Source organism: Terribacillus sp. JSM ZJ617, from assembly GCF_044383785.1.
Lineage (GTDB): Bacteria > Bacillota > Bacilli > Bacillales > Amphibacillaceae > Terribacillus.
Genome location: NZ_JBISEQ010000004.1, coordinates 318,842 through 344,764 on the forward strand (window position 1 = coordinate 318,842; position 25,923 = coordinate 344,764).

The following is a 25,923-nucleotide window of genomic DNA, read 5'->3' on the forward strand; positions in this document are numbered from 1 at the left end:
CTATCACCCCTTTAATCTCTCAGTGTACGTCCGGTTAAATGAAGGAATACATCTTCCAAACTAGGCGTTTCTGTATGGAAATTAATCAACTGGATATCATGCTGTTCGGTTAGATGAACAAGTTTGCTGATCAAGTTACTGCCTTTAGCTGCGATAATCTTCAGCTGTAACTCAGCTGCTTCAATTTTATGAACCCCTTCAAGCGCCTCTACCTGCTGGACAAAGGCTTCATCTAACTTGCTGACCTCCACTTTTATTTTATCCTCAGTTGATAAAATGCTAAGCAGCTCCTCTTTTGTCCCAGCGGCAATGACTTTGCCATGATCCATGATGTACAATCGATCGCAAAGCTGCTCCACTTCCTCCATATAATGACTCGTGTAAAGAATCGTCGTTCCTTCTTGCTTGTTCAGTGTTCGCACAGCTTCCAAGATATGATTTCTTGACTGCGGATCGATACCGACTGTAGGTTCATCCAAGATAAGAATCTGCGGGCGATGCAATAATGCTGCCGCTATATTAAGCCGGCGCTTCATCCCGCCAGAATACGTCTTCACCATGTCCTTTTTGCGATCTTCCAATCCGACAAACTCCAAAGCCTGCTGAATCGCACTCTCTAATTCAGTGCCTTTCAATTTATAAATCGATCCGAAAAACTTCAGATTCTCATAAGCAGATAACTCCTCATACAGCGCCAATTCCTGTGGCACCACACCTGAAACCCTTCTAATTTCACCTGGCTTATCAATCGCGTTCACACCGTTCAACGTAATCCTACCACCCGACGGTTTGATCAAAGTGGAAATCATGGAAATCGTCGTCGATTTGCCCGCTCCATTTGGCCCCAGCAAACCAACCGACTCGCCATCAGCAAGATACAAGTTTAGATCCTGCACAACTTTTTTACCTTTGAAGGACTTGCTTAAGTTGATCGTCTCCAGCATGTTTCTGCCCCCTTTAATGTTGTTACTTGCATCATAATGAAAAAAGACCAAAGCCACTACTGACTATGGTCATTCCGCGATTGGGCACTTATTACTTTCGTCACTTTTTTATACAAGACGATGACGTATCGCATAAATGGCTAATTGCGTGCGGTCTCTCAATTCCAATTTATCTAAAACATGACTTGTCTGATTCTTGACCGTCCCAACCGACAACCCCAGCCTTTCCGCCACTTCCTTATTATTCAGCCCTTCACCGATACACTTCAATATCGCTCTTTCCCTCGGCGTCAGCGTCGGATCAATTTGTCTCTCCTCTTGGTTTTGCAGCAGAATCGGCATCACCTTTGAAGCAACCTGATCCTCCAACGACAAGCCGCCGCTCAACGCACTTTTAATGGAACGAATAAGTGAGGCCGTATCTCCGTTTTTCAGCATATAGCCGCTGACTCCCAGCTTCAAAGCATTCATAACATACTCGTTATCATCAAAGGTGGTAAGCATAAGGATTTTAATATGAGGGAAACGCGTGCGTAGGATTTTCGCCGCTTCAATGCCATCCATCACAGGCATACGAATATCCAAAATCACCACATCGAAAAGCTGCTTTTCACATAGTCTGACTGCTTCTTTCCCATTATTCGCTTCCCCGGTAACGCTAATCTCTTCATCCGTCTCAATCATCGCCTTTAAACCTTGACGAACCATTACTTGATCTTCAGCCAATAAAATCTTAATCATCAGAACCGCCCCAGTCTGCTAATCTTATCGTGCCTCTCACTAAAAACCGATGCGCATCATAATCGATCTCAAGCGAACCGCCCACTTTTTCTAAGCGATCCCGCATCGCCTTCAATCCAAATCCTTCTTGAAAGTAGCGTTCATGCGTCGCAGCATTGACCACCTCAAACCGAAAAATACTCCCGCCAGGCGTTTCAAAAATCACTTGCGCCTCCCTAGTGGAACTATGCTTCATTATATTCGTCAACGCCTCCTGCACAGCACGATAAATCGCAAAAGACTGCTCCCCCGTCAAAGGGGCTGCAAACGCCCCATGCTTTACGGAAAAGTTGATCTTCATAAAACTCTCTATTTCTAACTTCCGGATAAGCTGAATCACACCCTGCAATCCGCCCACTTCCCTTTGCTTGAATGAACGCACCGCCTGCCTTGTTTCCTCCAAGCTCTGTTCAGCCAAATCCTTCAGTTTCCCGACCGTTTCCTTGTCTTTTTCTGCTGCCGTTAAACGAAAAGCTTCAAACTGATACAGCAAAGCCGTCAGCTTGTGCCCGACCGAATCATGAATCTCATGGCCGATTAGCATTCGCTCATCTTGTCTCGCCTGCTGTTCCTCTACAAGTAGTTGTCTTTTCATCTTACGGTATTCTTCAAGTAAGGCTTCATTGCTCATTCGAGCCTCTTTTTCTCGGTTATGTATAACTTGAAAGTATAGCAAAGCAGCTACCAGTAAAAGGTAATATAATGCACACCAGACTAATTGTACGAAAGTTATTGTCGATATCGTTAAAAACACTGCAGCACTCACGAGCTGTACAGCTATTACAATCAAACTTTTAGTACGAGAAAGATAAAAGACGGCTTCTGCCATTACTAAGGATTGTATGAGGATTGCATATGAGCTTAGTTCATTATCTACAGGGTAAAAGATGAGGATTGCCATTAAAGATTGAATACAGAATGTTAAAGTTTGTAGTAATGGTTTATTGTTAAGGAGCGGCACAATGAATAGTAAGATTATAAAGATACTTATACCTGTCAATTGTCTTGCATTAGGATCTGTAGCAATTCCCCAAAAAGGCAAAATCCAGACAATAAAGTGGATAGCAAGCCAGATAAAATATGTTTTCTTCATAGTTGCATCCCCCCTCTATATGACATAGTTCTATATTATAGATTTCTTTATAAATTAGCTCTTTTTAGATGTATAAATCATCTCCTTTATGGTAAAAAAAGTAAAGTCACTACAGAATAAAAATTAAATTAAAATAAAAAAGACTGTACCGCTATAGGTACAGTCTTAACTATATTACTTATTCCACCGTTACACTCTTAGCCAAGTTACGTGGCTTATCAACATCAGCGCCGCGTTGTACTGCTGCATAATAAGCAAGCAATTGAAGCGGTACGACACTTGCAAGTGGTGTTAATAGCTCATGCACTGCTGGGATGACGAAGGCGTCTTCGTCATGCTCCAGGCCTTTCATGCTGATGAGCAATGTGTTGGCACCGCGTGCGTTAACTTCCTGTACGTTACCTCGGATGGAGTGGTTCAGGGAGCTTTGTGTAGCTAGCGCGATTACCGGTGTGCCTTCTTCGATCAGGGCGATCGTTCCGTGTTTCAGTTCTCCTCCAGCGAAGCCTTCTGCTTGGATGTAGGAGATTTCTTTTAGTTTCAGTGATCCTTCGACGCAGACGAAGTAATCGACGCCGCGGCCGATGAAGAAAGCGTTGCGGGATTCACTAAGATAGCTTTGTGCTAGTGTTTCGAATGTTTCTTTTTGGTCTGTCAGTACTTCCATTGCGTTCGCAACGATTGCAAGCTCCTGAAGCGGGTTGAAATCAAGTGTGATTTCTTTGCCTTTTGCTGCGTCTACAGCTAGCAATAGCATAACTGCCATCTGTGCTGTATATGCTTTAGTAGAGGCTACCGCGATTTCTGGGCCAGCGTAAAGCGGCAATGTGAAGTCTGCTTCACGAGAAAGGGTGGATCCTGGCACGTTTGTGATGGTAAGTGCTGGGTGTCCGAGTTCTTTGATTTTCACCAATACGGCTCTGCTGTCGGCAGTTTCACCAGATTGGGAAAGGAATATGAATAATGGCTTCTCAGATAGAAGCGGCATATTATATGCGAATTCACTCGCGATATGCACTTCAACCGGAATTTTAGCCAGGTTTTCGATGAATTGTTTACCGACTAGTCCAGCGTTGTAGCTTGTTCCTGCCGCTACGATGTAAACACGGTCTGCATTTATCATCGCGTTACGGATAGCAGGTTCCATTTTGATTTGTTCCGCTTCATCCTGGTAGTGCTGGATGATTTTACGGATAACGAATGGCTGCTCATCTGTTTCTTTCAGCATGAAGTGATCGTATGTGCCTTTTTCTGTATCGGCTGCATCGATTTCCGTTTTGAAGCTATCGCGCTCTACTGTCGTACCGTCAAGCAGCTGGATTTCCACGCTGTCACGGCGAACGATAACGATTTCTTTGTCACGGATCTCTTTGTACGTATCTGTTTCACGAAGTGTTGCCATCGCGTCACTTGCTACGACGTTGAAGCCTTCGCCGATACCTACAAGCAATGGGCTTTTGTTTTTTGCCACAAAGATTGTTTCTTTATCGTCTTTATCGATCATTGCAAGAGCATAAGAACCAGTAAGCAAGCTAACCGCTTTACGGAATGCTGCTGCTGTATCCCCTGTCTCTTCATACATTTTCTCTACAAGCTGTACAACGATTTCTGTATCGGTATCACTTTTCAATGTTACGTCAGAAAGATACTCTTTACGGATGTCGACATAGTTCTCGATTACACCGTTATGCACAATCGTGAATTTGCCAGAAGCGCTTTGGTGCGGGTGCGCGTTGTCTTCGTTCGGTGCACCGTGTGTCGCCCAGCGTGTATGGCCGATTCCCATTGTGGATGAAACGCTGTGATCTACTTTTTCACGCAATGCAGCAATACGGCCTTTTACTTTGAAAAGGTTCACACCTTGCTCGTTTTCGATTGCGATACCAGCTGAATCGTATCCGCGATACTCCAGCTTCTCTAGTCCGTTAAGCAATACTTCCTTCGTATCATTCTGTCCAATATATCCTACAATTCCACACATGTCGTTGTTGTCCTCCTCAAGACTTGGAAGGGGCAAACGAACGGCCTGCGCTAAGCTTAGGGGCGTTGTTTGCCCCTTTCTCGTTTTATCTATTTTTCACATCTTGTTTTGTCCTTATCCAGAGAGTCGCCTCTCTGCTTTCAGCTCTAAAACATGACGACTGAGATGTGTGCAATCGGGAGGCATCCGCCGAATGGTTCGATAAACCTCCACCTCGTCAACTTACCCCACCGCTCGGGATAAGTCCTGGCGCTTTTATAATGTTGTAACCTCTATCCTCACTTTCCTGCTTGAATGACTAACCTCTTCATTTTACATGAAGGAAATCATGTTGGTCAATTCTTTCTTGCATGTAAATAAAGTATGCGCAAAGGTAGTGTTCCGTTCCTCTGCGCATACATACATTGATTTTATTTAGTTCCTAGTACTTGTTCGATGACAGCAACAACTTTATCTGCATATTTCTCACAGTCTTCTTTCGTTGGTGCTTCCACCATTACCCGTACAAGCGATTCCGTACCGGAAGGTCGTACAAGAACGCGTCCTTGATCACCAAGCTCCTGCTCAACTTCTGCGATGGAGTCAAGGATTTGCTGGTTCACAAGTGCCTCCTGTTTATCTGTTACCGGCACATTTTTCAGGATCTGCGGGAAGATCTCTACTTCTTCAGCAAGCTCGGACAGCTTCTTGCCTGTTTCTTTCATAACATTGATCAGCTGCAATGCTGCAAGCATCCCATCACCAGTTGTCATGTAATCCAGGAAGATGATATGACCGGATTGCTCACCGCCAAGATTGAAATCACCGCGGCGCATTTCTTCCATCACATATCTGTCGCCGACAGCTGTCTTGTTGCTCTTGATATTATGCTTATCCAGCGCACGGTAGAAGCCGATATTACTCATGACGGTCGATACAACTGTGTTGTGACGCAAACGTCCATGATCGTTCAGGAATTTAGCACAGATGTACATGATCTTGTCACCATCAACGATTTGTCCTTTTTCATCGATAGCGATCAATCTGTCACCATCACCATCGAAGGCAAGTCCGACATCTGCTTCTTTTTCCAGAAGGAAATCACGCAATGTTTCTGGATGCGTGGACCCGACGTTTTTGTTAATATTCAATCCATCAGGCGATGAACCAATCGAAGAGATATCCGCTTCCAGATCCGCAAACAAGTGAGTCGCAATGGAAGAAGTTGCTCCGTGGGCACTGTCAATCGCAATGTGAAGCCCTTCGAAATCGTTATCGATCGTACCTTTCAAGTATTGAATATACTTTTGGCCGCCTTCGAAATAATCATTGATCTGACCTAGGTCAGCTCCGGATGGACGAGGCAGTTCATCTGTCTCTGCATCGATCAACTGCTCAATTTCGTTCTCCTGCTCATCAGAAAGCTTGAAGCCATCCGGACCGAAGAACTTGATTCCGTTATCCTGTACAGGGTTATGGGATGCAGAAATCATAATACCTGCAGCTGCTCCCATATTCTTTGTAAGATAAGCAACACCTGGTGTACTGATGACACCGACGCGCATTACCTCAGCCCCGATGGACAAGAGGCCCGCAACTAGCGCTCCTTCAAGCATTTCACCAGAAATACGTGTATCCCTGCCAATCATCACTTTTGGTCTGTCTTCACTTGTCTTTGTCAGCACATAGCCGCCATATCTGCCTAGCTTGAAGGCCAGCTCCGGGGTGAGCTCCTCATTCGCAATCCCCCTGACGCCGTCCGTTCCAAAATATTTTCCCATTGTTACCTCTCCTTCACATGGCTCACAGTCACTGTGTCTGTGTATCTGTATTCGTATCTTCTTCACTCGTTGCATTTTCTGCGGATTGAACAGTTATTGTGGCTTCCTCCTGGCTCGGGGTAAGCTCGATGTTCTGAGGTCCTGATACATCGATCTGGACTGTCTGCTCCCCTTCTTCCAGGCCGCTTCCATCAATTGTCGCCGTAATATCGTCAGCCGACAAGCCTTCGATTTCACTCTGCGCTCCACTTACTGTTACATCGATCTGCTCATTCTGCGGATCTGTAAGCGTTGCTTCCAGACCATCAGGCAGGTCTTCGATTGTAATTGGAACGTTCTCGATTGTCGTTTCGCTCGTTTCTTCCAGCTCGATATCAACTGATACCTGCTCGTCACTTGCTGAGCGTACATTATCCGGCAGCCGCAAGTCCGCATCTATCGTCTGGTTCTCCGTCACCTTGGACAAATCAATCTCTTCGGTACTGATCGAATCGATACCATCCAATGTATCCTGAGGTGCATAGATGGTCACTTCCTGTTTTTCAGGTGTGAGCGAAGCAACGGATACATCATCTGGCGCTTGCCCTTTTGTCTTTACTTCTACAGGGACAGTCTTGCTCGGATTGCTCACCTGCACCGAAACTTCGACTGTTTCCGGCTGTACATTCACACTCAGCTCATTGCCCTGGGCGTCATATACTTTTACAGGCGCTTCCCTGCTATTAATGTCAGCATCGATATCTGTCAGATCCACATAAGCACGCACACTGGCAATTTGGTCGATGACCTCCTGTGTACTTACGATTGAAACCGTCTGAGGTTCCACAGTGGAGCTATCAACTTGGAATCCTGCTGCCATTTGATCTTCATTGGTATAGCCTACGTTTACGTTAAATTGCTGTGAAGCTTTTTCCTGAATCGTCACCTCGATCGAGGCTGGCTGCATATATACCTGCAGGTTGTCCGAGACATTTTCATAATGCAGCTTCACTGTATGCGTGCCGGTATCCAGATCTCTCAGATCGACATACGCTTCATAGTTCTTCTGCTGTATCGCTGCCGTTACATCACTTGCCGGTCCGACAAGCTGCATGGATACATACTCCGGTACGCCGCTGACGACATATTTGGAATCATCGATCCGGATGCCGACAGGTGCATCCACTGTGTTTGTTTCATCCGAGCTGGTGATCGGAACCTCACCCGCACGGTTATCTACGTCCGATTCCGCACTTACATAGGCATAGAGAAGGACAGCAAACACAAGCGATACAACACGCAATGTCCATGGACTCTTCAGCCATTTATCCATTCTTACCCCTCCATCTTCTCGCCTTGGAACCGGAAGCTGGTACGCCTACTTCTCTATCGAGAATCTCTTTCAAAGCATCTGGCGTGATGTCACGGAACAACTCTCCGTTCTTCGTACAGGAAATCGCCCCTGTCTCTTCGGAAACGATGATTGTCAGTGCATCTGTCACTTCACTGATCCCCATGGCCGCCCGGTGACGCGTCCCAAGTTCCTTGGAAATGAACGGACTCTCCGATAGCGGCAGATAGCAGGCAGCAGCTGCAATCTGGTTTTCTTTCAGAATGACAGCTCCGTCATGCAATGGCGTATTCGGGACGAAAATATTCGTGAGCAGTTCGAATGTCAGGTGACCATTCACCGGAATTCCTGTCTCGATATAATCTCCCATGCCTGTCTCGCGTTCAATCGTGATCAGCGCACCGATTCGCCGCTTCGCCATATAATTACAGGACTTTACGATCGCTTCTATGTTCTTATTCGTTTGTTCTTCCTCCGATCGCACGTTCCGGGAGAAGAAGCTGCCTCGTCCGAGCTGCTCCAAAGCACGCCTGATCTCCGGCTGGAACAAAACGACAATGGCCACGAATCCCCACGTAATCGCCTGTGAGCTCAGGAAGGCGAGCATCGGGAAGTCGAGTATCTGCTCACTGCTCAAAAAAGCGATTATAACAACGATGAAGATCCCCTTCAGCAGCTGAATCGCTTTCGTTCCCCTTATGAGCATTAAGACTTTGTAGAAAATGAACCATACTGCTGCAATGTCCACGATAATCCGCAGTATGGATAATATAGAAAGTTCACTTAATCCCCCAAACATGGATACACGTCCTTTTATATATGAATAGCTCGAATTTCTTCGTTCATTATAGCACAGTTCCCCTATAGCAGTCGCTTACCAACAGGGTGTGTATGTAAACCTTACTGTCCCCTGTTATCTTAACGTAATACGGGCTTGTTCCGCCAATAATTTAAGGGTAAAAAAAGAGAGCCCTTTTACAAGCAGCTCAACATAGTCTTATTAGAAAGTAACCAATTCTTTTATATGGTACCAAGCCCAGCCGAATATCCGATCAATTTCCTGATATTCACCTGATATATTATCAACAGAAGCCATATTCACATTAGCACCAGGATCTTCGACGAGGTCGCCGTTGATGATGGTGACATCACCATCAACTTGACCCTTGATATCCAAATCGCCATTTTCGACGACCAGGTCCCCCTTGACCGTGACGCCTTCCGGTACGATGACTAGATCATTCTCTACTATCAAACCCTCTTGCTTCGATACACTTACACTGCTATCACTATTCCAAGCAGATAATCCGCTTGTGAACATGAATAGGAAGAATACCGCAGCAGCTGTGATGACAGGATGCGTACGGAACCATCTCATATATGCAGCGCGCTTCTTTTCTTTCGGCAGGTTCGCCATGACACTGGCGGTGAAGCCGGCCGGTGCACTCAACTCATAGGCAGCGCCGCTAAGCAGGCTTTCCGTCTGTTTGAGCTCTCGGTAATGCTGATTACAATCTGGGCAGGTTTTCAGGTGCTCCCGAAGCTGCTGTGCTTCTTCCTCCGAAGCGTCTCCATCCAGATACAGATGCATGAGCGCAATGCTTTCTTCGCAATTCATGTGTTACCCCCCTTTATACGTGGCGCAGTTTTTTCCGTAGTAGCTCTCTGCCACGGTGGATACGCGTCTTCACTGTCCCGAGCGGCAGGTCCAAGATTTCGCCGATCTCCGCTAATGATAAATCATCCAGGAACCGTAATACGATAACACTTCGGTACTTTGGCGGAAGGGAAAGTATTTCCTTATGGATATAACTCTGCAGCTCCATGCTTTCGACTTCTTCCTCAGGCAGTGCCTGATCAGCCGCCAGCTGAGAATACATATCCAATCCTTCTGTTCCCTTCACCTCGGCATCCAGATGAAAATCCGGCTTTTTCTTCCGCAGACGGTCGATGCTCAAATTCGTTGCGATCCGGTAAAGCCATGTGGAGAATTTCCGGTTCTCGTCAAAAGAATGGATGTTGGTATACGCACGGATAAACGCCTCTTGGGCAATATCCTGCGCTTCGTGGCTGTCTCCGACCATTCGGTATACGATATGGTACACCTTGTTCTGATAAAAGGAAACAATCTCCTCGAAGGCCGCATGATCACCCTTCTTGACGTTTTTTATATGATATTTTATGATGTTCTCCATGAAAATCCTCCCGCCTAACTGCGGCTTCTTGATAACGAATGACGTTCCGAAAAGGTTTCACTTTCCCAAAAAAATATCTTATTTCAAACCTTAAAGTGGGCCAGCAACAGTTTTTTCTTGTTTTTTATATTTTTTTTAAAAATGACGTTTTAAATGAAAGAGCAAAGGGTAATCTTATCAGCAAATAGTATATCAGATTCTGGAGGTAAAAATGGTTACATTAGACAATCTTTTGGAAAAAATCGAACAGACGCGCAATCATATGCTAAACCTTTCACGCCGCATGCCGCTTACATCCGATGCAGTTGTCACGGCTAGCGTTGAACTGGATGATCTATTGAATGAATACGAAAAACAAAGAAAAAACATGTAGTGCCAATTAACAGCCTGTAAGGGAAGCTGTTAATTTTTTTTGCATAAAAAAGCACGTACACGAGGTACGCACTTTCTATTAATGGCGATCTTCTGCCCAAGCACCTTGTTTAAGGAAGTAAGCTTTCACATCATTATGAAAACCGACACTCGCCTCAAGCAGGAAAGCATCTCCGCCCGCTCGCTTGTAGCAGTCAGCAAACCAGGCAATCATCACCTGTTCATCCGCTTTATCCACAGCGTCCTCCTGCAGTTCACGGAAAGCTTCGAATGCATCAGAAGCCGTATCCGGCAGCTGGAAGTACGGAATCTCCTCTGCCACTTCTTCACTTCCGCCAGCGTATTTATCGCCCATTTCATCATAATAGCGTTCATTACCATCTGCATCGAGTGCATAATACATGATCGTCAGCTCAAAAGCCATCGGCTCCTTGAACATACGAAAAGCAATTTTCTCCACTTCCGGGAGGAACGGCAGCTGGAAAATCTGCTTCAATTCGTTTATGACATCCTCCGAATGCTTCTCCAAGGAGACACTTACTGCCTCAGTATAATCTTGTATGGAAAACAAAGCGTTACCCCTCCTTCTTACTCTCGCTCTACTTTACCATACAGGAGTGAAAGAACGCATCAAGCAAGCGTCTTACCCTTCGTTTCTTCTCCAAGGAGCCAAACTGCCGCTGCAGCAACGAGAACTGTGACACAGAATAGAAGGAAAACAGTGCTGACAGATATACCTAACGTGCCTCGATATCCAATTAGCAATGGCCCCAGGATTCCACCGATCCTCCCGGCAGTTGCTGCGATCCCCGAGCCTGTTGCACGGATAGCAGTAGGATACTGCTCAGGGGTATAAGCGTATAAAATACCGTAAGCTCCCAGATTGAAGAACGAAAGCAGCATGCCCGCTGTCAGCAGCATGCTTGCTGACTCCGCATTGCCGAACAGCACTGCGCTGATGGCCGTACCTACCAGATAAATGATAAGTATCGGCTTCCTGCCCACCTTCTCAATCAGCCAAGCAGCAGAGAAGTAACCTGGCAGCTGGGCGAGTGTCATGATCAAGACGTACTCGAAGCTTCGCACCATATCGAATCCTTTTTCTACCATCACACTCGGCAGCCACAGAAACATGCCATAGTAGCTGAGCATAATGCAGAACCAAACAATCCAGAGCATCAGGCTTCGTTTAGCAAATCCTTTCGCCAGCAATTGACGGATACCCGACATAACAGAAGTTTTTTGTTTCAGCTTCGTATAAGACGGTGAATCCGGCAGATTCTTACGAAGAAAGACCGCGAATAACGCAGGTATAGCTGTCAGCAAGAGAGCAACTCTCCAGCCGTAATCGGGGATGACGAAGTAAGAGATAATCGCCGCAAGCAGCCAGCCTACAGCCCAGAAGCTCTCCAGCAGCACGACCATGCGCCCCCGTCTCTCTGGTGCTACAGACTCCGACACTAATGTAGATGCAACCGGCAGCTCCCCGCCGAGTCCTGCACCGATAAAGAAGCGCAGCACAACGAAAATAAAGTAAGAAGCTGCTAAAGCAGATAATCCGCTCGCTATGGAGAAAATCAAAATCGTGATCATAAAGACCGTCCGCCGGCCTATACGGTCCGCCATAATTCCGAATACAAATGCCCCAACAGCCATACCGATGCTATTGATACTGCCAATCCAGCCCGCTTGCTGCGATGATAATCCCCAGTCCAATGTCAGCGCCGTAATAATAAAAGATAAAATACCAACATCCATTGCATCAAACAACCAGCCTGTTCCGACAATCCCGAGAAGTTTTCGTTCTGAAATCGGTTTAGTTGTTTTATGACCTGCTACTGTTCGTTCCATTCCAGCACCTCTGCGAAAAGTATTATGTGACACATCAAGTTTACAGGTGTCTTGACACTTTGTAAATCAGTTACAACGGTATTTTTACCAAAAATAGCAGCAGCCATTAAAAAAGCTGCCTTACTCGGCAGCTTTTGCAGCAGATAATGAAGTTTTAGGTGCAGCAGCTTGATACCATTGCCAGCACAAAATGACGATTATAGTGAGATCGATCAGATCACCGCCATAGTACATTAATATTGCTCCCTGCTGTGCATCAGCAGGAGCTATGCCCATAGGCGGATTAGCGTACAAATACTTCGACAGTATGCCGTGTCCAGCAAGGGCAAAGACAAATACGATCACCCGGTAAAGATAGCTCTTCCGGTATGGGACGGGATCTGTATACAACATAGCCAGTGTGAATAAATATCCCGCGGCAAATACATGCAGATGGACCAGCATCGAAACCACGGCTGATTCATGCATGAGATGGAATAGGTGCGTTGTATAGAGAAGCCATAGACCTCCGATATTCAGTATGGCTGCAGTGATCGGATGAATGAGGAAACGTGCATATCTGCTGCGAAAAACACGGGAAACTGACCTTGCTCCCGATTGCGAAAGCGCGCGCAGGAGCAAGGTTACAGGCTGCGATAAGACGAGCAGCAAGGGAGCAAGCATGCCGAGCAGCAAATGCCCAATCATATGATAGACAAAGCTATGATGCGCATGCATTGCTATTGGCCCTGCAACAGCCTGAAGGCCGATTACAACGCCGCTTACAAATAACACAAGCTTGCGCAGCGGCCAGGTTTCGAAGCGCTTGGCAGAATACTTCATTGCCAGCAGATAAGACAGTATACAGCAGGAGGCTATAATCAGAGCCAATCTTTCAACGTACATGCTCTTTCCCCCTCGAAAGACGGATACACCATATACCCGCCGCAATCAACAGGACAGCGATGATGTTCCAAACCAAGTCATAATAGAAGATATCGACTCCATATCGAATCTGGTGAATGCGGAACAACTTATGCTGAATCAGGCCATCATACAACTGGAAGACACCACTTCCCGCCAAAACAGCACCACTCCATCTAAGCGGAATAAAACCTCTGCGTCTGCGAAGATCAGCAAAAAGGAATAATCCTCCAACCGTCGCAAACCAGCTCAGCGCATGAAAGAACCCATCCGATACAAGCCCCAAAGCCGTAGAAGACAAATCATAAAAATGATGCCAATGCAAAAGCTGATGAAAAACAGCTTCATCTATGAAGGCAACCAGACCGACGCCGAACATAAATCCAGAAAAGATATTCCTGCGTTTATATGTAGATCTATCCTCCATTCGTATCCTCCTACCAAAAGACTTTTATCTAAACTGTTTCCCGATCGGCTTAAGAATAAACAAAAAAGGCATAGGAGATTTACTCCTATGCCTTAAAAAATGAAAAAAACCGCCCAGATGGACGATTTTTTATATGAGTGGAGCCTAGCGGGATCGAACCGCTGACCTCCTGCGTGCAAGGCAGGCGCTCTCCCAGCTGAGCTAAGGCCCCATATGGAGCGGAAGACGGGATTTGAACCCGCGACCCCCACCTTGGCAAGGTGGTGTTCTACCACTGAACTACTTCCGCTCAGCAGTATAGTAATGATGATGCGGGTGGAGGGACTTGAACCCCCACGCCGAAGCACTAGATCCTAAGTCTAGCGTGTCTGCCAATTCCACCACACCCGCGTAATAGAAACAGTTACTGGAACTGATCTATAAAGTGAGCCATGAAGGACTCGAACCTTCGACCCTCTGATTAAAAGTCAGATGCTCTACCAACTGAGCTAATGGCTCAAAAACATTCTATTGAAAAGAAGTAAATGGCTGGGCTAGCTGGATTCGAACCAACGATCACGGGACCAAAACCCGTTGCCTTACCGCTTGGCTATAGCCCAATAAATGGTGGAGGGAGTAGGACTCGAACCTACGAACCCGATGGGAGCGGATTTACAGTCCGCCGCGTTTGGCCAACTTCGCTATCCCTCCAGCATAAGTGGTGCCGGCCAGAGGACTTGAACCCCCAACCTACTGATTACAAGTCAGTTGCTCTACCAATTGAGCTAGACCGGCAAGCTATTTAATTCATTGACTCGAACGTCACGAATGATATCATATCATCATTCAAACAACTTGTCAACACTTTTTAATTACTTTTTTCAAGCAAGTGGTGGAGGATGACGGGCTCGAACCGCCGACCCTCTGCTTGTAAGGCAGATGCTCTCCCAGCTGAGCTAATCCTCCAAAAACTTGATGACCCGTACGGGATTCGAACCCGTGTTACCGCCGTGAAAGGGCGGTGTCTTAACCGCTTGACCAACGGGCCAGGATGTCTGTTTTTCATCGTTACGTTTTTCGTAACTCGAAACTGACAAGAGTTATTATATACAGGAATGCAAGGCTTTGTAAACCCACTTTCTTAATTTCTTTTAATTCAGATAATTAATCGGTAGATTACACCCCTTCCCTCTTGCCAAAAACCCCGGTACATCAACGTTTATAGCTAATTTTATTACTTCTGTTCTTCTTGCATATTTTCCTCTCATAACAGGAATATAAACATGAACATCAAAAATTGTGAGCATTTTTTTGTCTGATAGAAAAAATCCTTGTTATGCTTTTACTATGAAATAAACAAGAAAAGGGGCATTCGACATGACTGAAACATTTGATGTAACGAATCCAGCCACCGGTGAATTGATCAAAAGAGTAACAATCGATTCAGAAGAAGCAATAAACGAGAAAATAGAAAAAATCAATCAAGCCTTCCCTTCCTGGTCCCGAACTTCTGCAACGGAACGCAGTAAGCTCCTCCGAGCTTGGCATGACAAGATGATCGAAAACAAAGCAGAGCTTGCTGCATTGATGACAGAAGAAAACGGCAAGCCGCTAAAAGAGTCAGAAGGTGAAGTATTATATGCAGCTGGCTATATCGAATGGTTTGCAGAAGAGGCAAAACGTGTATACGGCCGTACCATCCCTGCCTCCACTACCGATAAGCGTTTGCTGGTAACTCGGGAAGCTGTCGGTCCAGTAGCCGCAATCACACCTTGGAATTTCCCAGCAGCAATGATTACAAGAAAAGCTGCTCCAGCATTGGCTGCGGGCTGTACGTTCATTATCAAACCCGCACCCGATACACCGCTGACAGCCATACGGTTAGTCGAAATGGCACATGAAGTCGGAATTCCGGAAGACGTTATCCAATATGTAAATGCTGATGGCGAGATGGTAGGGAAAATCTTCACTGAGCACCCTCATATCCGGAAGATTTCCTTTACCGGCTCTACTCCTGTCGGCAAACTGCTCATGAAACAGAGCGCCGATAGTGTCAAACATGTATCCATGGAGCTCGGCGGACATGCTCCGCTTATTGTTGATGCATTTGCAGATATTGACCGTGCTGTGAAGCATGCTCTGGCATCAAAATTCCGGAACGCGGGACAGACATGCGTTTGTGCCAATAGACTGCTCGTCCACGAATCCATAAAAGACGAATTTACAACAGCCTTCACTAAAGCAGTCTCCGAAATGAAGGTAGGTCTTGGTACAGAAGAAGGTGTAGCAATCGGCCCTGTCATCAATAAGAAAGGCTTTGATAAAATTGTGGCTCAAATTGATGATGCAAAGTCCAAAGGCGCTAAAGTCCTTACTGGTGGCACGTATAATGCAGATGCCGACAAAGGCTACTTCTTCGTCAATCCGACTGTTCTTGATCACGTAACGGATGACATGGACATCATGCATGAGGAAACATTCGGGCCAGTTGCTCCGATTACCACTTATACAGAAATCGATGAAGCGATTCGTCTGGCAAATGATACACCATATGGCTTGGCGGCATACTTCTTCACAGAAAACTATCGCCGCGGCCTGTATATTGCCGAGAATCTGAAATATGGTATTGTCGGCTGGAATGACGGCGGTCCATCTGCCGTTCAAGCTCCATTTGGCGGTATGAAGGAAAGCGGCGTCGGCCGCGAAGGCGGAATCGAAGGAATCGAGCCGTATCTGGAAACAAAATATATCTCAATCGGTATATAAAAGAAGGACCCGTCAGTGACGGGTCCTTCTTCTTATAGCTTTAGTTGTCACTGCAGCATGTCCAGAATTAATCCTATGATACTATTAGATTGGTCTTGAAAGATCTTTATCACAAAGGAGTTGGACAGATGGAGAATATCGATTTTCTAAACGTAATATTGCGTAATGGTACGTCACAAGAAGAGGCCTTTGCTTTTTATGATCAGCTGGATATTGCTGAGCCAGAAGAAATGATAGGGATGTGGAAAGGAGAAGAAATCGTAACTGGACACCCGCTGGAAGGACTTTTAACAGCATCAGGTTGGTACGGCAAAGAATTTATCGGTGAAGAACATGTCCACCCTTTAATTTTCAAAAAAAGTAATGAGGTTCTCTATACTATTAATCCAAATTTGCTTCCTATCAATTTTCTTTTGCAAAGCTTGCATAACATTCCCAAGAAAATCCTCCCCTCATCTATGACAATATTACGACCTATCTTAAAAACAAATAAGAGTAAAGCAAGGTTACGAAAAGTAAAACATAGAGGAAAAGTTACCTCAGCAATGATCTACGACAATAAAGGGATAATAGATGTTTTTAGAAAAGTTGATGCAAACACGCTTTTAGGTATTATGGATATAAAAGAACAATTACCAGATAAAGCTTTCTTCTTTATATTAAGGAAAGTGTAAGCCGAATTATTATTATTATGAATTAAACTAGACAAGGGTTTATCCTAATGGTACATACCCTTTGCGCCAGTTCCGTCTTCCATACTCTTCATGAAGCTATTCCTCAATCTTATGTCCGAAAGCTTAAAAGCAATGTCGTATCGATGATTAACGATAAAAAGAAGGCCTCTCCAATAATTCGGAGAAGCCTCTTCTTCGTTATTCCACAAATACCTTTCCAGCCGCAGTTGCTTCCGTCTCATTCCCGAATGCATCTGTTGCTTTCACGACCACATCCGCTCCATCTAGTTTCGCAGATGACGTTGCTGTCCAGTAGCCTACATAAAGGCCATCTTCGGTTTCCCTCATCGGCAGCTCTGTAGCTTGGGATGATGTCCGGAAATTGGTCAGCGGTGCCTTCAAGTAGAAGGTCGCATCCTCTAGACCAGGCTCTGATTCGAAGGAGATCAAAACTGTTTCACCAGGCTGCACCTCTGCATCCTGATCTGGCTTCACATTTTCCAGTACAGGCGCAGTGTAGTCTGCTTCCAGCTCGATAACTTTCCTTGCTTTATTTCCTGCCTCATCTGTCGCGACTACTTTAATTTCATTGACGCCTTCATCCAATAGGATACGTTTGGAGAAAGTCCCGTCTTCATTTACATCTGTTTTCGCACCATTGATTGTCAGCTTGTTCAAATAATCATCTGATGCTGTCCCTGTAACGGTTACCGTCTCTTTATTTGTCTTGGAACCATCTTCCGGGGCTGTAATCGTTAATTCCGGTGCCGTTTGATCCCGGATTACCGTTACAGGTTCAGATGGGGCTGTGCTGCCATTTTCCAGTTTTGTGACGGCTGTCAGACTGTTTTCCCCTTCTGTCAGCTCTACTTCCGCTGCAAAAGCCCCTTCATCCGATGCTTCTACTGACGCAGCAGCCTCACCGTTATTACTGATCTCTACTGTCCCGCCAGGTGCGGCTGTTCCTTCCACTGTCACACTGTCTTCTTTCGTGACTGTGTCCGGTGCAGGCGACGTGATGACTGGGGACTGTGCTTCGTAATCAACAAGAGCACGAATCATGTAGTTCCCGTCCTCTTCCGGCACAGGGCTCCATTCCCCACCTACGTTCTGCCAGCTGCGGCCGGAGAATTCTCCGTCTTCATCCGTCGCCAATGCAGGAGTATTCGGATTCGGATCTGTTTGGACATAAAGAATATAGAAATCAGAATCCACTACAACGCCTTCTCCCGCCAAATCAACCTGGGTCCATTCTCCATTCCGGAGTGCTTCCCCAGTAATTGGTCCGGCGAGCTTCTTACCTGGTGCACCGTCTTCACCGGTATCATCATAGATTTCAACTGCAAAGTTCGTGCCTCCAGGTGTCGGAAAGCTTTCATCCCAGAAACGGAATAATCCGCCTGTCACCTGTGCTGAAGATTGCCCTTCTGCCAGCGTGAATTTAACTGCCCAGCCATTTCCGCCATCATAGAAGGCATGTGCATTCTCAGCAGTTCCATCATCATAGCCGATTTCTCCGCCAAATCCGATGAATGGCTCCAGCTCAACGTTTTGTTCTGTCGCTTCAGCCGCATTCACCGTGACTTCGAATTCTGCTCCTTTGAAGGATGGTGCCGTGATTTTAAGTGTGTACGTTCCTTCATAAGCAGTCAGCGTATACGCCCCGCTCTCATCGGTTTGTACTGGTTGTATGGCCGCATCCTCGACTACATATACGTTGGCACCAGCAATCGGTTCACCTGTTTGGGCATTCGTCACAGTGCCTGAAACTGTTCCTTCCGCAATAGGGTCCAGCGTGAAATTCTGTGTAACGGCAGATCCCTCTGTTACGGTTACTGGTGCTGTGCTGGAGTGGAAGCCGTATGCGGAAGCCTCCAATGTCACATCACCTGCAGCCTGCAGCAAGCGGTAGCTGCCATCTGCTGGATCTGTCTGTACGCTCCGGCCCGTTTCTTGTACTGTCACTGTTGCATCAACCGGTAAAGCAGCTGGGCTGATATCAGATGGATCTGCTTGTCCATCCGGCAGCGTTGGACCTTGTACATTTTTGATCGGTGTTGGAGCAAGCTTCTTCGCATCTACCTTCTTCTTACTCTTTGCACTATCCTTTGTCTGCTTTGCGTCCTCTTTCACCTTCATTGTGTCCTTCATAATGGAAGCAGAGGTATTGGAGGAATCCGAAATGGCTACATCATCGATATACCAGCCTTGTTTGCTGATGCTTCCGTCCGTCTCCAGATGAAAACCTACGTAAACCGTTTGTCCGGCAAAGTCACCCAAATCGATTTGTTCAGCAGACCAGGCTCCATTTGCTCCATTGTATGTGCCTACCTGCTCCCAGCTCTCCTTGTCCGTCGAAACGACCACATGGCCATAATCATAACGGCTTTCCAAGTCGAACCATGTTTGGAACTGCAAATACGCTTCTCCATCCTCTGGCACTGCTACCGGCGGAGCTAGCAAAGTCGCATCTGCATTGTTTGGATAAGCACCTGTTCCGTATACATTCTCGCCAGAAGCTGCTGCCTCAGGGCCTGCAGCTGGAGCACCCCACTCCCAGGAGTTCTGATCACCAAATGATGTCCAGCCAGATGGCTCCTCTTCAAAGTCCTGGCTATAGCCAACTGACAGTGGTGCAATGAGCTCCACGTCGTACGTATCCGTCTCTGTTGTGTTGCCGCCAAAGTCGGTTACAACGAATTTATATGCGAGTGTGTCACCTGTTGTCGCTTCAGCTGGCAGCACCGCTTGAAACGTACCGCTTGCTGCATTTCCTTCTACAAGCGCTGCCTCAACAGATTGCCATTCTCCCTCATCTTTTTTGTATTGAAGCGTTACCGTGTCTGCGCTGATGTTATCTGTTACTTCTGCTGTGAGTGGCGTGGCAACACCCTGATACACTTCTGACACTGCTTCATGTGTAATGACAGCAGGTTCCTCGTCCTCGCCGTCCTGATAGACGTTGCCATTGATTTCTCCGACACCAGTCGCAATCGTGGATACAGCCAAGTATGCATTCACAATACCGTGACCAAATCCTTCATTGATTTCATCTGGATACTCACTGCTCGTCTGGCGATCAGCTGTATCGTACAAGATCGTTTCGATCTCATCGACAGTCAGCGAGCTATCTGCCTGCAGAAGCAAAGCAATGACACCGCTTATATGCGGAGCTGCCATCGATGTGCCGCTGAATGCTGCACTATACTCACTGCCGCTTACCGCAGAATAGACATTCACTCCCGGAGCCGCAATATCCGGCTTGATTTCTCCTTCATAAGGCGAAGGGCCTCGGGAGGAGAAACTGGCCAAACCATCTTCACTATCTGTTGCAGCGACTGAGATCGATTCTGGATAGTTGGAAGGTGCTGACACTGTTGCGTCTCCGTCCCCGTCATTACCAGCGGAGAATACTGGGACGATGCCAGCATTTCGCCAACTTTGGACAACATCCCTATACCATTCATCCAATCCTGGACCGCCGCCCCAAGAGTTATTGACGATATCTGGCGCCTGCTCTGGATGCGGGTTGCCTTCTTCATCCTTTGGTGCAAGCATCCATTCAGCCGCATCGAGCAGGATGGCATCCGTTGTTTGCCCCTGTCCGGTATCAGGATGGAAAGCTTTTACCGCAATCCATTTTGCACCTGGTGCAACCCCAATATCCTGAGAGCCATCAGGTTCTGCACCGACAGCTGTACCGATTGTATGTGTACCGTGATCCAGGTCATCATACGGTACTGCTTCCCCATCGACTGCATCATACCAGTTGAATTCATGGGAAACATTATCCGGATCAGCTGGATTATAGCCGCGGTATTTTTCCAGCAGCGCAGGATGGTCATACTGCACACCAGTATCCAGCCCGCCGATGACGACACCCGTTCCATCCAAGCCAGTTTCCTGCCATACCGCAGGTGCTCCGACCCTTTCTACGCCCCAAGCTTCGACTTCCTCAGCCAAAGCGGCAACCTGCTTTTCTTCTGCTTTTGCAGGCTCGAGAATTTTACGCTCTCTGTTTGGCAGGATTTTCTCTACTTCCTCAGAAGCAGCAATCTCCTCCATCACCTCTTTGGAGCTGGTTACCTTCAATGCATTGACGATATAGTAAGAGTCATACTCCTTAACAACGCCCTTGTCCTTTGCCTGCTTCAAGTAATCAAGCAAATTTGCTTGAGTTGCATCTGCAGTCACCCGCAAATCGCTGACCACAGCTGAGTTTTGGATGCGCTTCTGTTCCTTGGCAGACAAACTTGCAATCTGCTTCTTCGCCTTCTCGACAGCAATCTCTGCAGCCTTCTTCGTATCCGCCTGTTCCTTTAACTTAACTAGATACGTCACCTGCTCATCCGCTTTGAACTGCGACGTAACATCCTTGTCCACCTTCGCTGCTACACCCTCACTCGCTTTTACAGAAGTTCGCTCAGAAGACTGTGCTCGTGAAGCTGTAGGAGAAAGCAAGGACAAGAGAAAAACACCGACCGCCAGAATACTGAGCCATTTTGCCATTCGTTTTTGCATCTTCTCATTCTCCTTTTCCCTGATTTGGTCCTGCCCGTTAACCTTATCCACCTCCGCCTGTTAAATGACAGATTATGTAATATCGCTCAGATGTTATAGATAGATTACGAGATTCTGTCGGTTACGGGAAGAGTGTCGGGAGAAAAGAGGAGCATATGCGTAGATGATGGGATTTCCTGCGGGATAATAGTAATAATTTTCTGTCAATTTTAGATTTAATAATTAATCAACCGTACAATCAAAACCTTGTACTCAGTTCAAAAGATTTATATTTAGTTAATACAGTACACTTTAACGTCTATCTTTTATCCGAAAGCTGTGAAACTAAGCTCTTTTTAATCTCATCTATTATAACTCTAACCCTCAGAAGAGAACTTAAACTCGAGCAATATGGGAAATATATACATATAAACACCCCTTTTATCGTATTCCCCACTTCAGCAGCTATCTTATCTATTAAAAGGACTTTTAACCCTCCTATTCATATCCTTCACAAGACTTATGACATATAAAAAAAGAATCCGGTAAATACCGGATTCTTTTTTTATATGAATTTACTTATCTGATCGACAAAATTACGAATGATTTCCACCGTCGACCAGATTCCGATAGCAGCAATAATTACTAGGATTCCTGTCTCCCACCATCTATTTTTGTAACCATCCATCATATATTTCCGGCTGCTTGTCATCAATACCAATCCAACGACAATAGGCGGAAGGATCAAAGCAGTGATGACACTAGTGCCGAATACATTCAGCAGTACCAAGTCCGGCGCTCCAGGAATCGATATAAGAATAGGAAGCAAAAGAAATAGACCAATGGATAAGTAGCGGAATTTGGGATCTTCATCTGTTTTTTTATAATCCTTCTTTGCGGATAGATGAAAGCCATTAAGCATCAGCAAAGTAAAGCCGCGGGCTTGAGCTGGAAAACTTGTAAAAGCCGCTAGGAACAGGCAGACCCAAAGCATCGTCGGACCCGCTGGACCAACAGCCAATTCCATCATAAGCGCCAAGTCATTTTCATTGCTGACTGGTATGCCGGTTCCATAGAATACTTCCGCAGCTACTACCCAGAAAAGCACATTGATTACCAAGAGTGGCAGCATTCCCGTAATTAGGTCCAATTGCTGTATCTTCCGGTATTTCGGTTTATCCCAGCCTTTATCATCCATGAAATAAGGATACAGCAGATTTACAGCTGACCCGCCAATCGCTCCTATAGTAGCAACTGCTATAAATATGGCATTGAATGGCCCTTGGTTTGGCGGCATATCGAATGTCAGTCCCTTCAAGAACCCGATGACATCAAATGAACCAATTCGGAAGAGGGCAAAAACGAACGCTACAATGATTGCTACAGAAGCAAAGCGAGCCAGCATTTCCAATAACCTATATTGGTTTGGATTGATCAATAATAGGAACGTAAGTCCGACAACCACTAAACTGAAGAGGAAGACACCCCAAGTCTCACCGCCGAATCCGCCAAACAAATTATAAAGTGCAACAGCACATGCACGGAGGAAGCTCATCTGAATGACTATTCCAAGGAACAAAATTGCAACACCCAGCAGTAAAGGGAACCCGCGCCATACTCTCTGAAATCCTTGCAGGATCGAAGTATCTCCATGACGGTTCTGCAATTTATACTTCGCTACCGCGGAAACCATGAAATAACGAGCAGCCAGCGCGACGACCAATGTCCATAAAAGCGCATACCCGTAGTTTGCACCCGAGACTGTAGAACTGACCAAATCTCCCGTTCCAAGGAAAGTCATTGCCAGTACAAGGCCCGGCCCCAGACTGCGCATGTACTCCATAAATGTTTTAGGTAATGCAGATGGTGCTTCTTTCATTTCCTTGACAGGTGCTTCACTTTCCTTCAAGCTCTTATTCATCGCTTTTACCCCCTAATTTGATAGCGCTTACAATAAATAGCAAGCTATCAATCCTCTAAGGTGCATCGTATAGCGCTTATTCTGAATCAATTCACCATCTTATAAAAGAACAGCGGAAGATGCATCATTTGCACTAGCACGTAATACATCTTGCCGCTCAACTATTACCTTGTAATGGATTGTTTCGGAGCTAAATCGGCTGCAGTCTGTAAAGCTGCAAGCATACTGCGTTCATCCGCAATATTCTTTCCAGCTATATCAAATGCTGTTCCATGATCTACTGAGGTTCTCACCAGTCCGCCTTTTAGACCCACTGTTATGTTAACCCCTTCTTCTAATCCAAGCACTTTAATCGGAACGTGTCCTTGGTCGTGATAACAGGCTACTACGATATCAAAGTCTCCTCTGACCGCACGGAAGAATAGTGTATCTGCCGGGTGTGGACCGCTGACATCGATTCCTTCCTGCTGTGCTTTCACAATGGCAGGCGTCAGCTTCTCCTCTTCTTCCCCATTTCCAAATAAACCGTTTTCCCCCGCATGCGGGTTGATACCGCATACCGCGATACGCGGATTATCATATCCCGCTTTTGTCAGCGTCTCATACGCCAATTTAATGACAGTGTATGTCCGCTCCGGATTAATGGCGGATATGGCATCCAACAACCCAATATGTGTTGTTAAATGGATGACACGAAGGCTTGGCGAGGAAAGCATCATCGAATAATCCTTGGTTCCGGTCAGTTCTGCAAGGATCTCGGTATGGCCAGGATATCTATGCCCGCCTAAATGAAGTGCTTCTTTATTTAAAGGAGCAGTACATATAGCTGCTAACTCCCCTTCCTTGCCAAGCTCAATTGCCTTACTTAAGTAGTGAAATGCTGCATTCCCGGCTTCTTTGGAGACAACGCCCTGTTCCAGATCCTCCGGAAGCAGCTGTAGATCCATTACATCGATTACACCATGCTCAAATCGGCAGGCATCAACAGTTTCGACAGTATGAAACTCCAGAACTGAACCAACGACCTCTGCCGCTCTCCTTAACATACTGAGATCTCCGATTACAAAGGGGTTACCTTGTTCATAAACCTCTTTGTGCTGCAAAGCTTTCACAATGATCTCCGGACCGATTCCAGCCGCGTCACCCATACTAATTCCGATAGTTGGCTTCAACTTTATCTACTCCTTTAAGCAATTGCAATGCATTCCCCATGACTTCCTGTGATCCAAAACTTCCGGCCTTCGTGACAGCAATTATGTTAGTTCCATTAAGCTTCCCTATTGGAACCCCAACCTCAACTTGACCCAGGATGTGAAAAGAATCTGCTTGGAGTGCTTCCATCACACGAATAGCTGTATCTCCGCCAGTTAGAAATAATCTCGAGATTTTCATCCCTTTAACTATTGACGCAGCCACTGCTCCTAAGTTCTGCGCAATCTTATTACTATTTTGAATCGCTTCTTCCTCATTGACTGCGATCGGCTTTTCGGAAGAAGAGAACAGCACAATATGTTTTCCTGCCGCATGTGCGTATTGCGCCTCTTCCATTACTATCTTCCATTCATTTGTATCCTCAAGATTGTCTTGAAGCAGCATCACAGGATCGACTTCCAAAAATTGAACGCTATGATCTGATTCCATTAACCAGTTAAGCTGTGTACGCCCAACTGGACTTACACTGCCTACTACCAACAATACCGTTTCTTCCACAAGATCGAGAGATGGAGCAATCACCTTTTGTTCCAAGCCATGTGCGGTTGGAAGATATTCCATCAATCCTGCCGACCCCGCATAGATGACATTCAGTTTGGTAGCTACAGCAGCTTCGCTAAGCAAACGCAGATCGTCATCATCCTCTGAATCAGCTGTAATAATCTTCGCTCCCGCTGAAACAGCTGCTAGCAGCCGTTCGACCCTTTTCTCATTGCCAGATCTGATTTCCCCTATACTCAGATGTTGGACCAGATGCTTGCTTTGAGAAGAAACCAACTGCTTGATATCGGAATGTTTTACTGGCGTTTTTGGATCCTTGGCAGCTTCCGTATCAGCAAGAGGGATACCGTGCAGGTAATGAATGCCATCTTTCACTACCCTTCCTTGTGATGGAAGGCCAGGAGCCAAAAGGATAACATCCGGCTTCAAAATATCATATAGGGCATCCAGCTCCTGCCCTACATTTCCCCTCATTGTGGAATCTATTTTTTTGTATATAATGTCCGGCGCTGTCAATGCAACCCCTTCAGCAGCTTCAGCAAGCTTGCTGTAAGCTGTTGATGCAGGAAGGGAACGACTGTCCGTATTGATAACGACCGCTTGGTTGCTGTCTATCGCTTTCATCTTCCCATCCAAAAGCACATCCACTTCTACAGCATACGGAAGCAGCATTGCACCGCAATCACTTGCACCTGTCAGGTCGTCCGCAATAATCGCTATCTTTTTCATCGCTC

The 25,923-nt window shown here is 46.1% G+C and carries 20 protein-coding genes and 9 tRNA genes; 3 read left to right on the top strand and 26 right to left on the bottom strand.

Annotation, left to right across the window (positions count from 1 at the left end):
• Window positions 1-11 precede the first annotated feature (11 nt).
• The 9 genes from ACH6C1_RS15185 to sigW all read right to left on the bottom strand — a co-directional run bounded on the left by ACH6C1_RS15185 (window position 12) and on the right by sigW (window position 10,083).
• Window positions 12-944, bottom strand: coding sequence for an ABC transporter ATP-binding protein (locus ACH6C1_RS15185; RefSeq protein WP_374078519.1), 933 nt, complete (start codon window positions 942-944; stop codon window positions 12-14).
• Window positions 945-1,052: 108 nt separating this feature from the next.
• Window positions 1,053-1,685, bottom strand: a complete 633-nt coding sequence (locus ACH6C1_RS15190; protein WP_374078521.1) for a response regulator — start codon at window positions 1,683-1,685, stop codon at window positions 1,053-1,055.
• On the bottom strand, window positions 1,678-2,817 hold the full coding sequence (locus ACH6C1_RS15195; RefSeq protein ID WP_374078523.1) for a sensor histidine kinase: 1,140 nt from the start codon (window positions 2,815-2,817) through the stop codon (window positions 1,678-1,680). The genes ACH6C1_RS15190 and ACH6C1_RS15195 overlap by 8 nt, the downstream gene beginning before the upstream one ends.
• 178 nt (window positions 2,818-2,995) lie before the next feature.
• Window positions 2,996-4,798 carry a glutamine--fructose-6-phosphate transaminase (isomerizing) gene (gene glmS, locus ACH6C1_RS15200; RefSeq protein ID WP_095224540.1) on the bottom strand — a complete coding sequence of 601 codons (1,803 nt, stop codon included), beginning with the start codon at window positions 4,796-4,798 and terminating at the stop codon, window positions 2,996-2,998.
• 410 nt (window positions 4,799-5,208) lie between these two features.
• On the bottom strand, window positions 5,209-6,558 hold the full coding sequence (glmM, locus tag ACH6C1_RS15205; RefSeq protein ID WP_374078526.1) for a phosphoglucosamine mutase: 1,350 nt from the start codon (window positions 6,556-6,558) through the stop codon (window positions 5,209-5,211).
• A 28-nt stretch (window positions 6,559-6,586) separates the two neighbouring features.
• Entirely contained in the window at window positions 6,587-7,870 is a 1,284-nt protein-coding gene (locus ACH6C1_RS15210) for a CdaR family protein (RefSeq protein ID WP_374078528.1), read from the bottom strand.
• Window positions 7,863-8,687, bottom strand: coding sequence for a diadenylate cyclase CdaA (cdaA, locus tag ACH6C1_RS15215; RefSeq protein ID WP_366248491.1), 825 nt, complete (start codon window positions 8,685-8,687; stop codon window positions 7,863-7,865). Before cdaA ends, ACH6C1_RS15210 begins: the two co-directional genes overlap by 8 nt.
• A gap of 201 nt (window positions 8,688-8,888) precedes the next feature.
• Window positions 8,889-9,506, bottom strand: coding sequence for a zf-HC2 domain-containing protein (locus tag ACH6C1_RS15220; RefSeq protein ID WP_374078532.1), 618 nt, complete (start codon window positions 9,504-9,506; stop codon window positions 8,889-8,891).
• Between the two features lie 13 nt (window positions 9,507-9,519).
• Window positions 9,520-10,083, bottom strand: a complete 564-nt coding sequence (sigW, locus tag ACH6C1_RS15225) for an RNA polymerase sigma factor SigW (protein WP_095220470.1) — start codon at window positions 10,081-10,083, stop codon at window positions 9,520-9,522.
• A 211-nt stretch (window positions 10,084-10,294) separates the two neighbouring features.
• On the opposite strand from sigW, the gene ACH6C1_RS15230 reads away from it, so the two are divergent.
• Window positions 10,295-10,456 carry a Spo0E family sporulation regulatory protein-aspartic acid phosphatase gene (locus ACH6C1_RS15230; protein ID WP_374078535.1) on the top strand — a complete coding sequence of 54 codons (162 nt, stop codon included), beginning with the start codon at window positions 10,295-10,297 and terminating at the stop codon, window positions 10,454-10,456.
• A gap of 78 nt (window positions 10,457-10,534) precedes the next feature.
• Here the strand turns inward: ACH6C1_RS15230 and ACH6C1_RS15235 are convergent, their stop codons facing one another.
• The 13 genes from ACH6C1_RS15235 to ACH6C1_RS15295 all read right to left on the bottom strand — a co-directional run bounded on the left by ACH6C1_RS15235 (window position 10,535) and on the right by ACH6C1_RS15295 (window position 14,663).
• Window positions 10,535-11,026, bottom strand: a complete 492-nt coding sequence (locus ACH6C1_RS15235) for a hypothetical protein (protein WP_374078538.1) — start codon at window positions 11,024-11,026, stop codon at window positions 10,535-10,537.
• A 59-nt stretch (window positions 11,027-11,085) separates the two neighbouring features.
• Window positions 11,086-12,306 (bottom strand): MFS transporter, encoded by a 1,221-nt coding sequence (locus ACH6C1_RS15240; RefSeq protein ID WP_374078540.1) that lies wholly within the window; start codon window positions 12,304-12,306, stop codon window positions 11,086-11,088.
• A 120-nt stretch (window positions 12,307-12,426) separates the two neighbouring features.
• On the bottom strand, window positions 12,427-13,191 hold the full coding sequence (locus ACH6C1_RS15245) for a cytochrome c oxidase assembly protein (protein WP_374078542.1): 765 nt from the start codon (window positions 13,189-13,191) through the stop codon (window positions 12,427-12,429).
• Window positions 13,181-13,636: a DUF2243 domain-containing protein gene (locus tag ACH6C1_RS15250; protein WP_374078544.1), complete on the bottom strand. Its 456-nt coding sequence runs from the start codon at window positions 13,634-13,636 to the stop codon at window positions 13,181-13,183. The genes ACH6C1_RS15245 and ACH6C1_RS15250 overlap by 11 nt, the downstream gene beginning before the upstream one ends.
• Before the next feature lie 138 nt (window positions 13,637-13,774).
• Window positions 13,775-13,847 (bottom strand) — tRNA-Ala (locus ACH6C1_RS15255).
• 3 nt (window positions 13,848-13,850) lie between these two features.
• A tRNA-Gly gene (locus tag ACH6C1_RS15260) sits at window positions 13,851-13,925 on the bottom strand.
• Window positions 13,926-13,946: 21 nt separating this feature from the next.
• A tRNA-Leu gene (locus tag ACH6C1_RS15265) sits at window positions 13,947-14,026 on the bottom strand.
• A 35-nt stretch (window positions 14,027-14,061) separates the two neighbouring features.
• A tRNA-Lys gene (locus ACH6C1_RS15270) sits at window positions 14,062-14,134 on the bottom strand.
• A 27-nt stretch (window positions 14,135-14,161) separates the two neighbouring features.
• Window positions 14,162-14,235, bottom strand: a tRNA-Gln gene (locus ACH6C1_RS15275).
• A gap of 5 nt (window positions 14,236-14,240) precedes the next feature.
• A tRNA-Tyr gene (locus ACH6C1_RS15280) sits at window positions 14,241-14,326 on the bottom strand.
• A gap of 8 nt (window positions 14,327-14,334) precedes the next feature.
• A tRNA-Thr gene (locus ACH6C1_RS15285) sits at window positions 14,335-14,410 on the bottom strand.
• 95 nt (window positions 14,411-14,505) lie between these two features.
• Window positions 14,506-14,581 (bottom strand) — tRNA-Val (locus ACH6C1_RS15290).
• A 10-nt stretch (window positions 14,582-14,591) separates the two neighbouring features.
• Window positions 14,592-14,663 (bottom strand) — tRNA-Glu (locus ACH6C1_RS15295).
• 329 nt (window positions 14,664-14,992) lie between these two features.
• Here ACH6C1_RS15295 and ACH6C1_RS15300 point away from each other — a divergent pair.
• Together ACH6C1_RS15300 and ACH6C1_RS15305 are read left to right on the top strand one after the other, a co-directional pair.
• Complete coding sequence (locus ACH6C1_RS15300) at window positions 14,993-16,381, top strand: NAD-dependent succinate-semialdehyde dehydrogenase (protein ID WP_374078547.1); 1,389 nt, start codon at window positions 14,993-14,995, stop codon at window positions 16,379-16,381.
• A 128-nt stretch (window positions 16,382-16,509) separates the two neighbouring features.
• Window positions 16,510-17,055, top strand: coding sequence for a DUF4334 domain-containing protein (locus ACH6C1_RS15305; RefSeq protein ID WP_374078550.1), 546 nt, complete (start codon window positions 16,510-16,512; stop codon window positions 17,053-17,055).
• Window positions 17,056-17,253: 198 nt separating this feature from the next.
• On the opposite strand, the gene ACH6C1_RS15310 is transcribed toward ACH6C1_RS15305, so the two are convergent.
• From ACH6C1_RS15310 to ACH6C1_RS15325, 4 genes are all read right to left on the bottom strand, one after another.
• Complete coding sequence (locus tag ACH6C1_RS15310) at window positions 17,254-21,576, bottom strand: S8 family serine peptidase (RefSeq protein ID WP_374078552.1); 4,323 nt, start codon at window positions 21,574-21,576, stop codon at window positions 17,254-17,256.
• A gap of 544 nt (window positions 21,577-22,120) precedes the next feature.
• Window positions 22,121-23,476 carry an Nramp family divalent metal transporter gene (locus tag ACH6C1_RS15315; protein ID WP_374078555.1) on the bottom strand — a complete coding sequence of 452 codons (1,356 nt, stop codon included), beginning with the start codon at window positions 23,474-23,476 and terminating at the stop codon, window positions 22,121-22,123.
• 164 nt (window positions 23,477-23,640) lie between these two features.
• Window positions 23,641-24,648, bottom strand: coding sequence for a 4-hydroxythreonine-4-phosphate dehydrogenase PdxA (gene pdxA, locus ACH6C1_RS15320; protein ID WP_374078557.1), 1,008 nt, complete (start codon window positions 24,646-24,648; stop codon window positions 23,641-23,643).
• Window positions 24,626-25,918, bottom strand: a complete 1,293-nt coding sequence (locus ACH6C1_RS15325) for a four-carbon acid sugar kinase family protein (RefSeq protein ID WP_374078560.1) — start codon at window positions 25,916-25,918, stop codon at window positions 24,626-24,628. The genes pdxA and ACH6C1_RS15325 overlap by 23 nt, the downstream gene beginning before the upstream one ends.
• Between the last annotated feature and the right edge of the window lie 5 nt (window positions 25,919-25,923).

Coding starts and splice junctions, on each gene's coding strand:
- ACH6C1_RS15185 (WP_374078519.1), bottom strand. CDS start 944: ATGCTGGAGACGATCAACTTAAGCAAGTCCTTCAAAGGTAAAAAAGTT.
- ACH6C1_RS15190 (WP_374078521.1), bottom strand. CDS start 1,685: ATGATTAAGATTTTATTGGCTGAAGATCAAGTAATGGTTCGTCAAGGT.
- ACH6C1_RS15195 (WP_374078523.1), bottom strand. CDS start 2,817: ATGAAGAAAACATATTTTATCTGGCTTGCTATCCACTTTATTGTCTGG.
- glmS (WP_095224540.1), bottom strand. CDS start 4,798: ATGTGTGGAATTGTAGGATATATTGGACAGAATGATACGAAGGAAGTA.
- glmM (WP_374078526.1), bottom strand. CDS start 6,558: ATGGGAAAATATTTTGGAACGGACGGCGTCAGGGGGATTGCGAATGAG.
- ACH6C1_RS15210 (WP_374078528.1), bottom strand. CDS start 7,870: ATGGATAAATGGCTGAAGAGTCCATGGACATTGCGTGTTGTATCGCTT.
- cdaA (WP_366248491.1), bottom strand. CDS start 8,687: ATGTTTGGGGGATTAAGTGAACTTTCTATATTATCCATACTGCGGATT.
- ACH6C1_RS15220 (WP_374078532.1), bottom strand. CDS start 9,506: ATGAATTGCGAAGAAAGCATTGCGCTCATGCATCTGTATCTGGATGGA.
- sigW (WP_095220470.1), bottom strand. CDS start 10,083: ATGGAGAACATCATAAAATATCATATAAAAAACGTCAAGAAGGGTGAT.
- ACH6C1_RS15230 (WP_374078535.1), top strand. CDS start 10,295: ATGGTTACATTAGACAATCTTTTGGAAAAAATCGAACAGACGCGCAAT.
- ACH6C1_RS15240 (WP_374078540.1), bottom strand. CDS start 12,306: ATGGAACGAACAGTAGCAGGTCATAAAACAACTAAACCGATTTCAGAA.
- ACH6C1_RS15245 (WP_374078542.1), bottom strand. CDS start 13,191: ATGTACGTTGAAAGATTGGCTCTGATTATAGCCTCCTGCTGTATACTG.
- ACH6C1_RS15250 (WP_374078544.1), bottom strand. CDS start 13,636: ATGGAGGATAGATCTACATATAAACGCAGGAATATCTTTTCTGGATTT.
- ACH6C1_RS15300 (WP_374078547.1), top strand. CDS start 14,993: ATGACTGAAACATTTGATGTAACGAATCCAGCCACCGGTGAATTGATC.
- ACH6C1_RS15305 (WP_374078550.1), top strand. CDS start 16,510: ATGGAGAATATCGATTTTCTAAACGTAATATTGCGTAATGGTACGTCA.
- ACH6C1_RS15310 (WP_374078552.1), bottom strand. CDS start 21,576: ATGCAAAAACGAATGGCAAAATGGCTCAGTATTCTGGCGGTCGGTGTT.
- ACH6C1_RS15315 (WP_374078555.1), bottom strand. CDS start 23,476: ATGAATAAGAGCTTGAAGGAAAGTGAAGCACCTGTCAAGGAAATGAAA.
- ACH6C1_RS15325 (WP_374078560.1), bottom strand. CDS start 25,918: ATGAAAAAGATAGCGATTATTGCGGACGACCTGACAGGTGCAAGTGAT.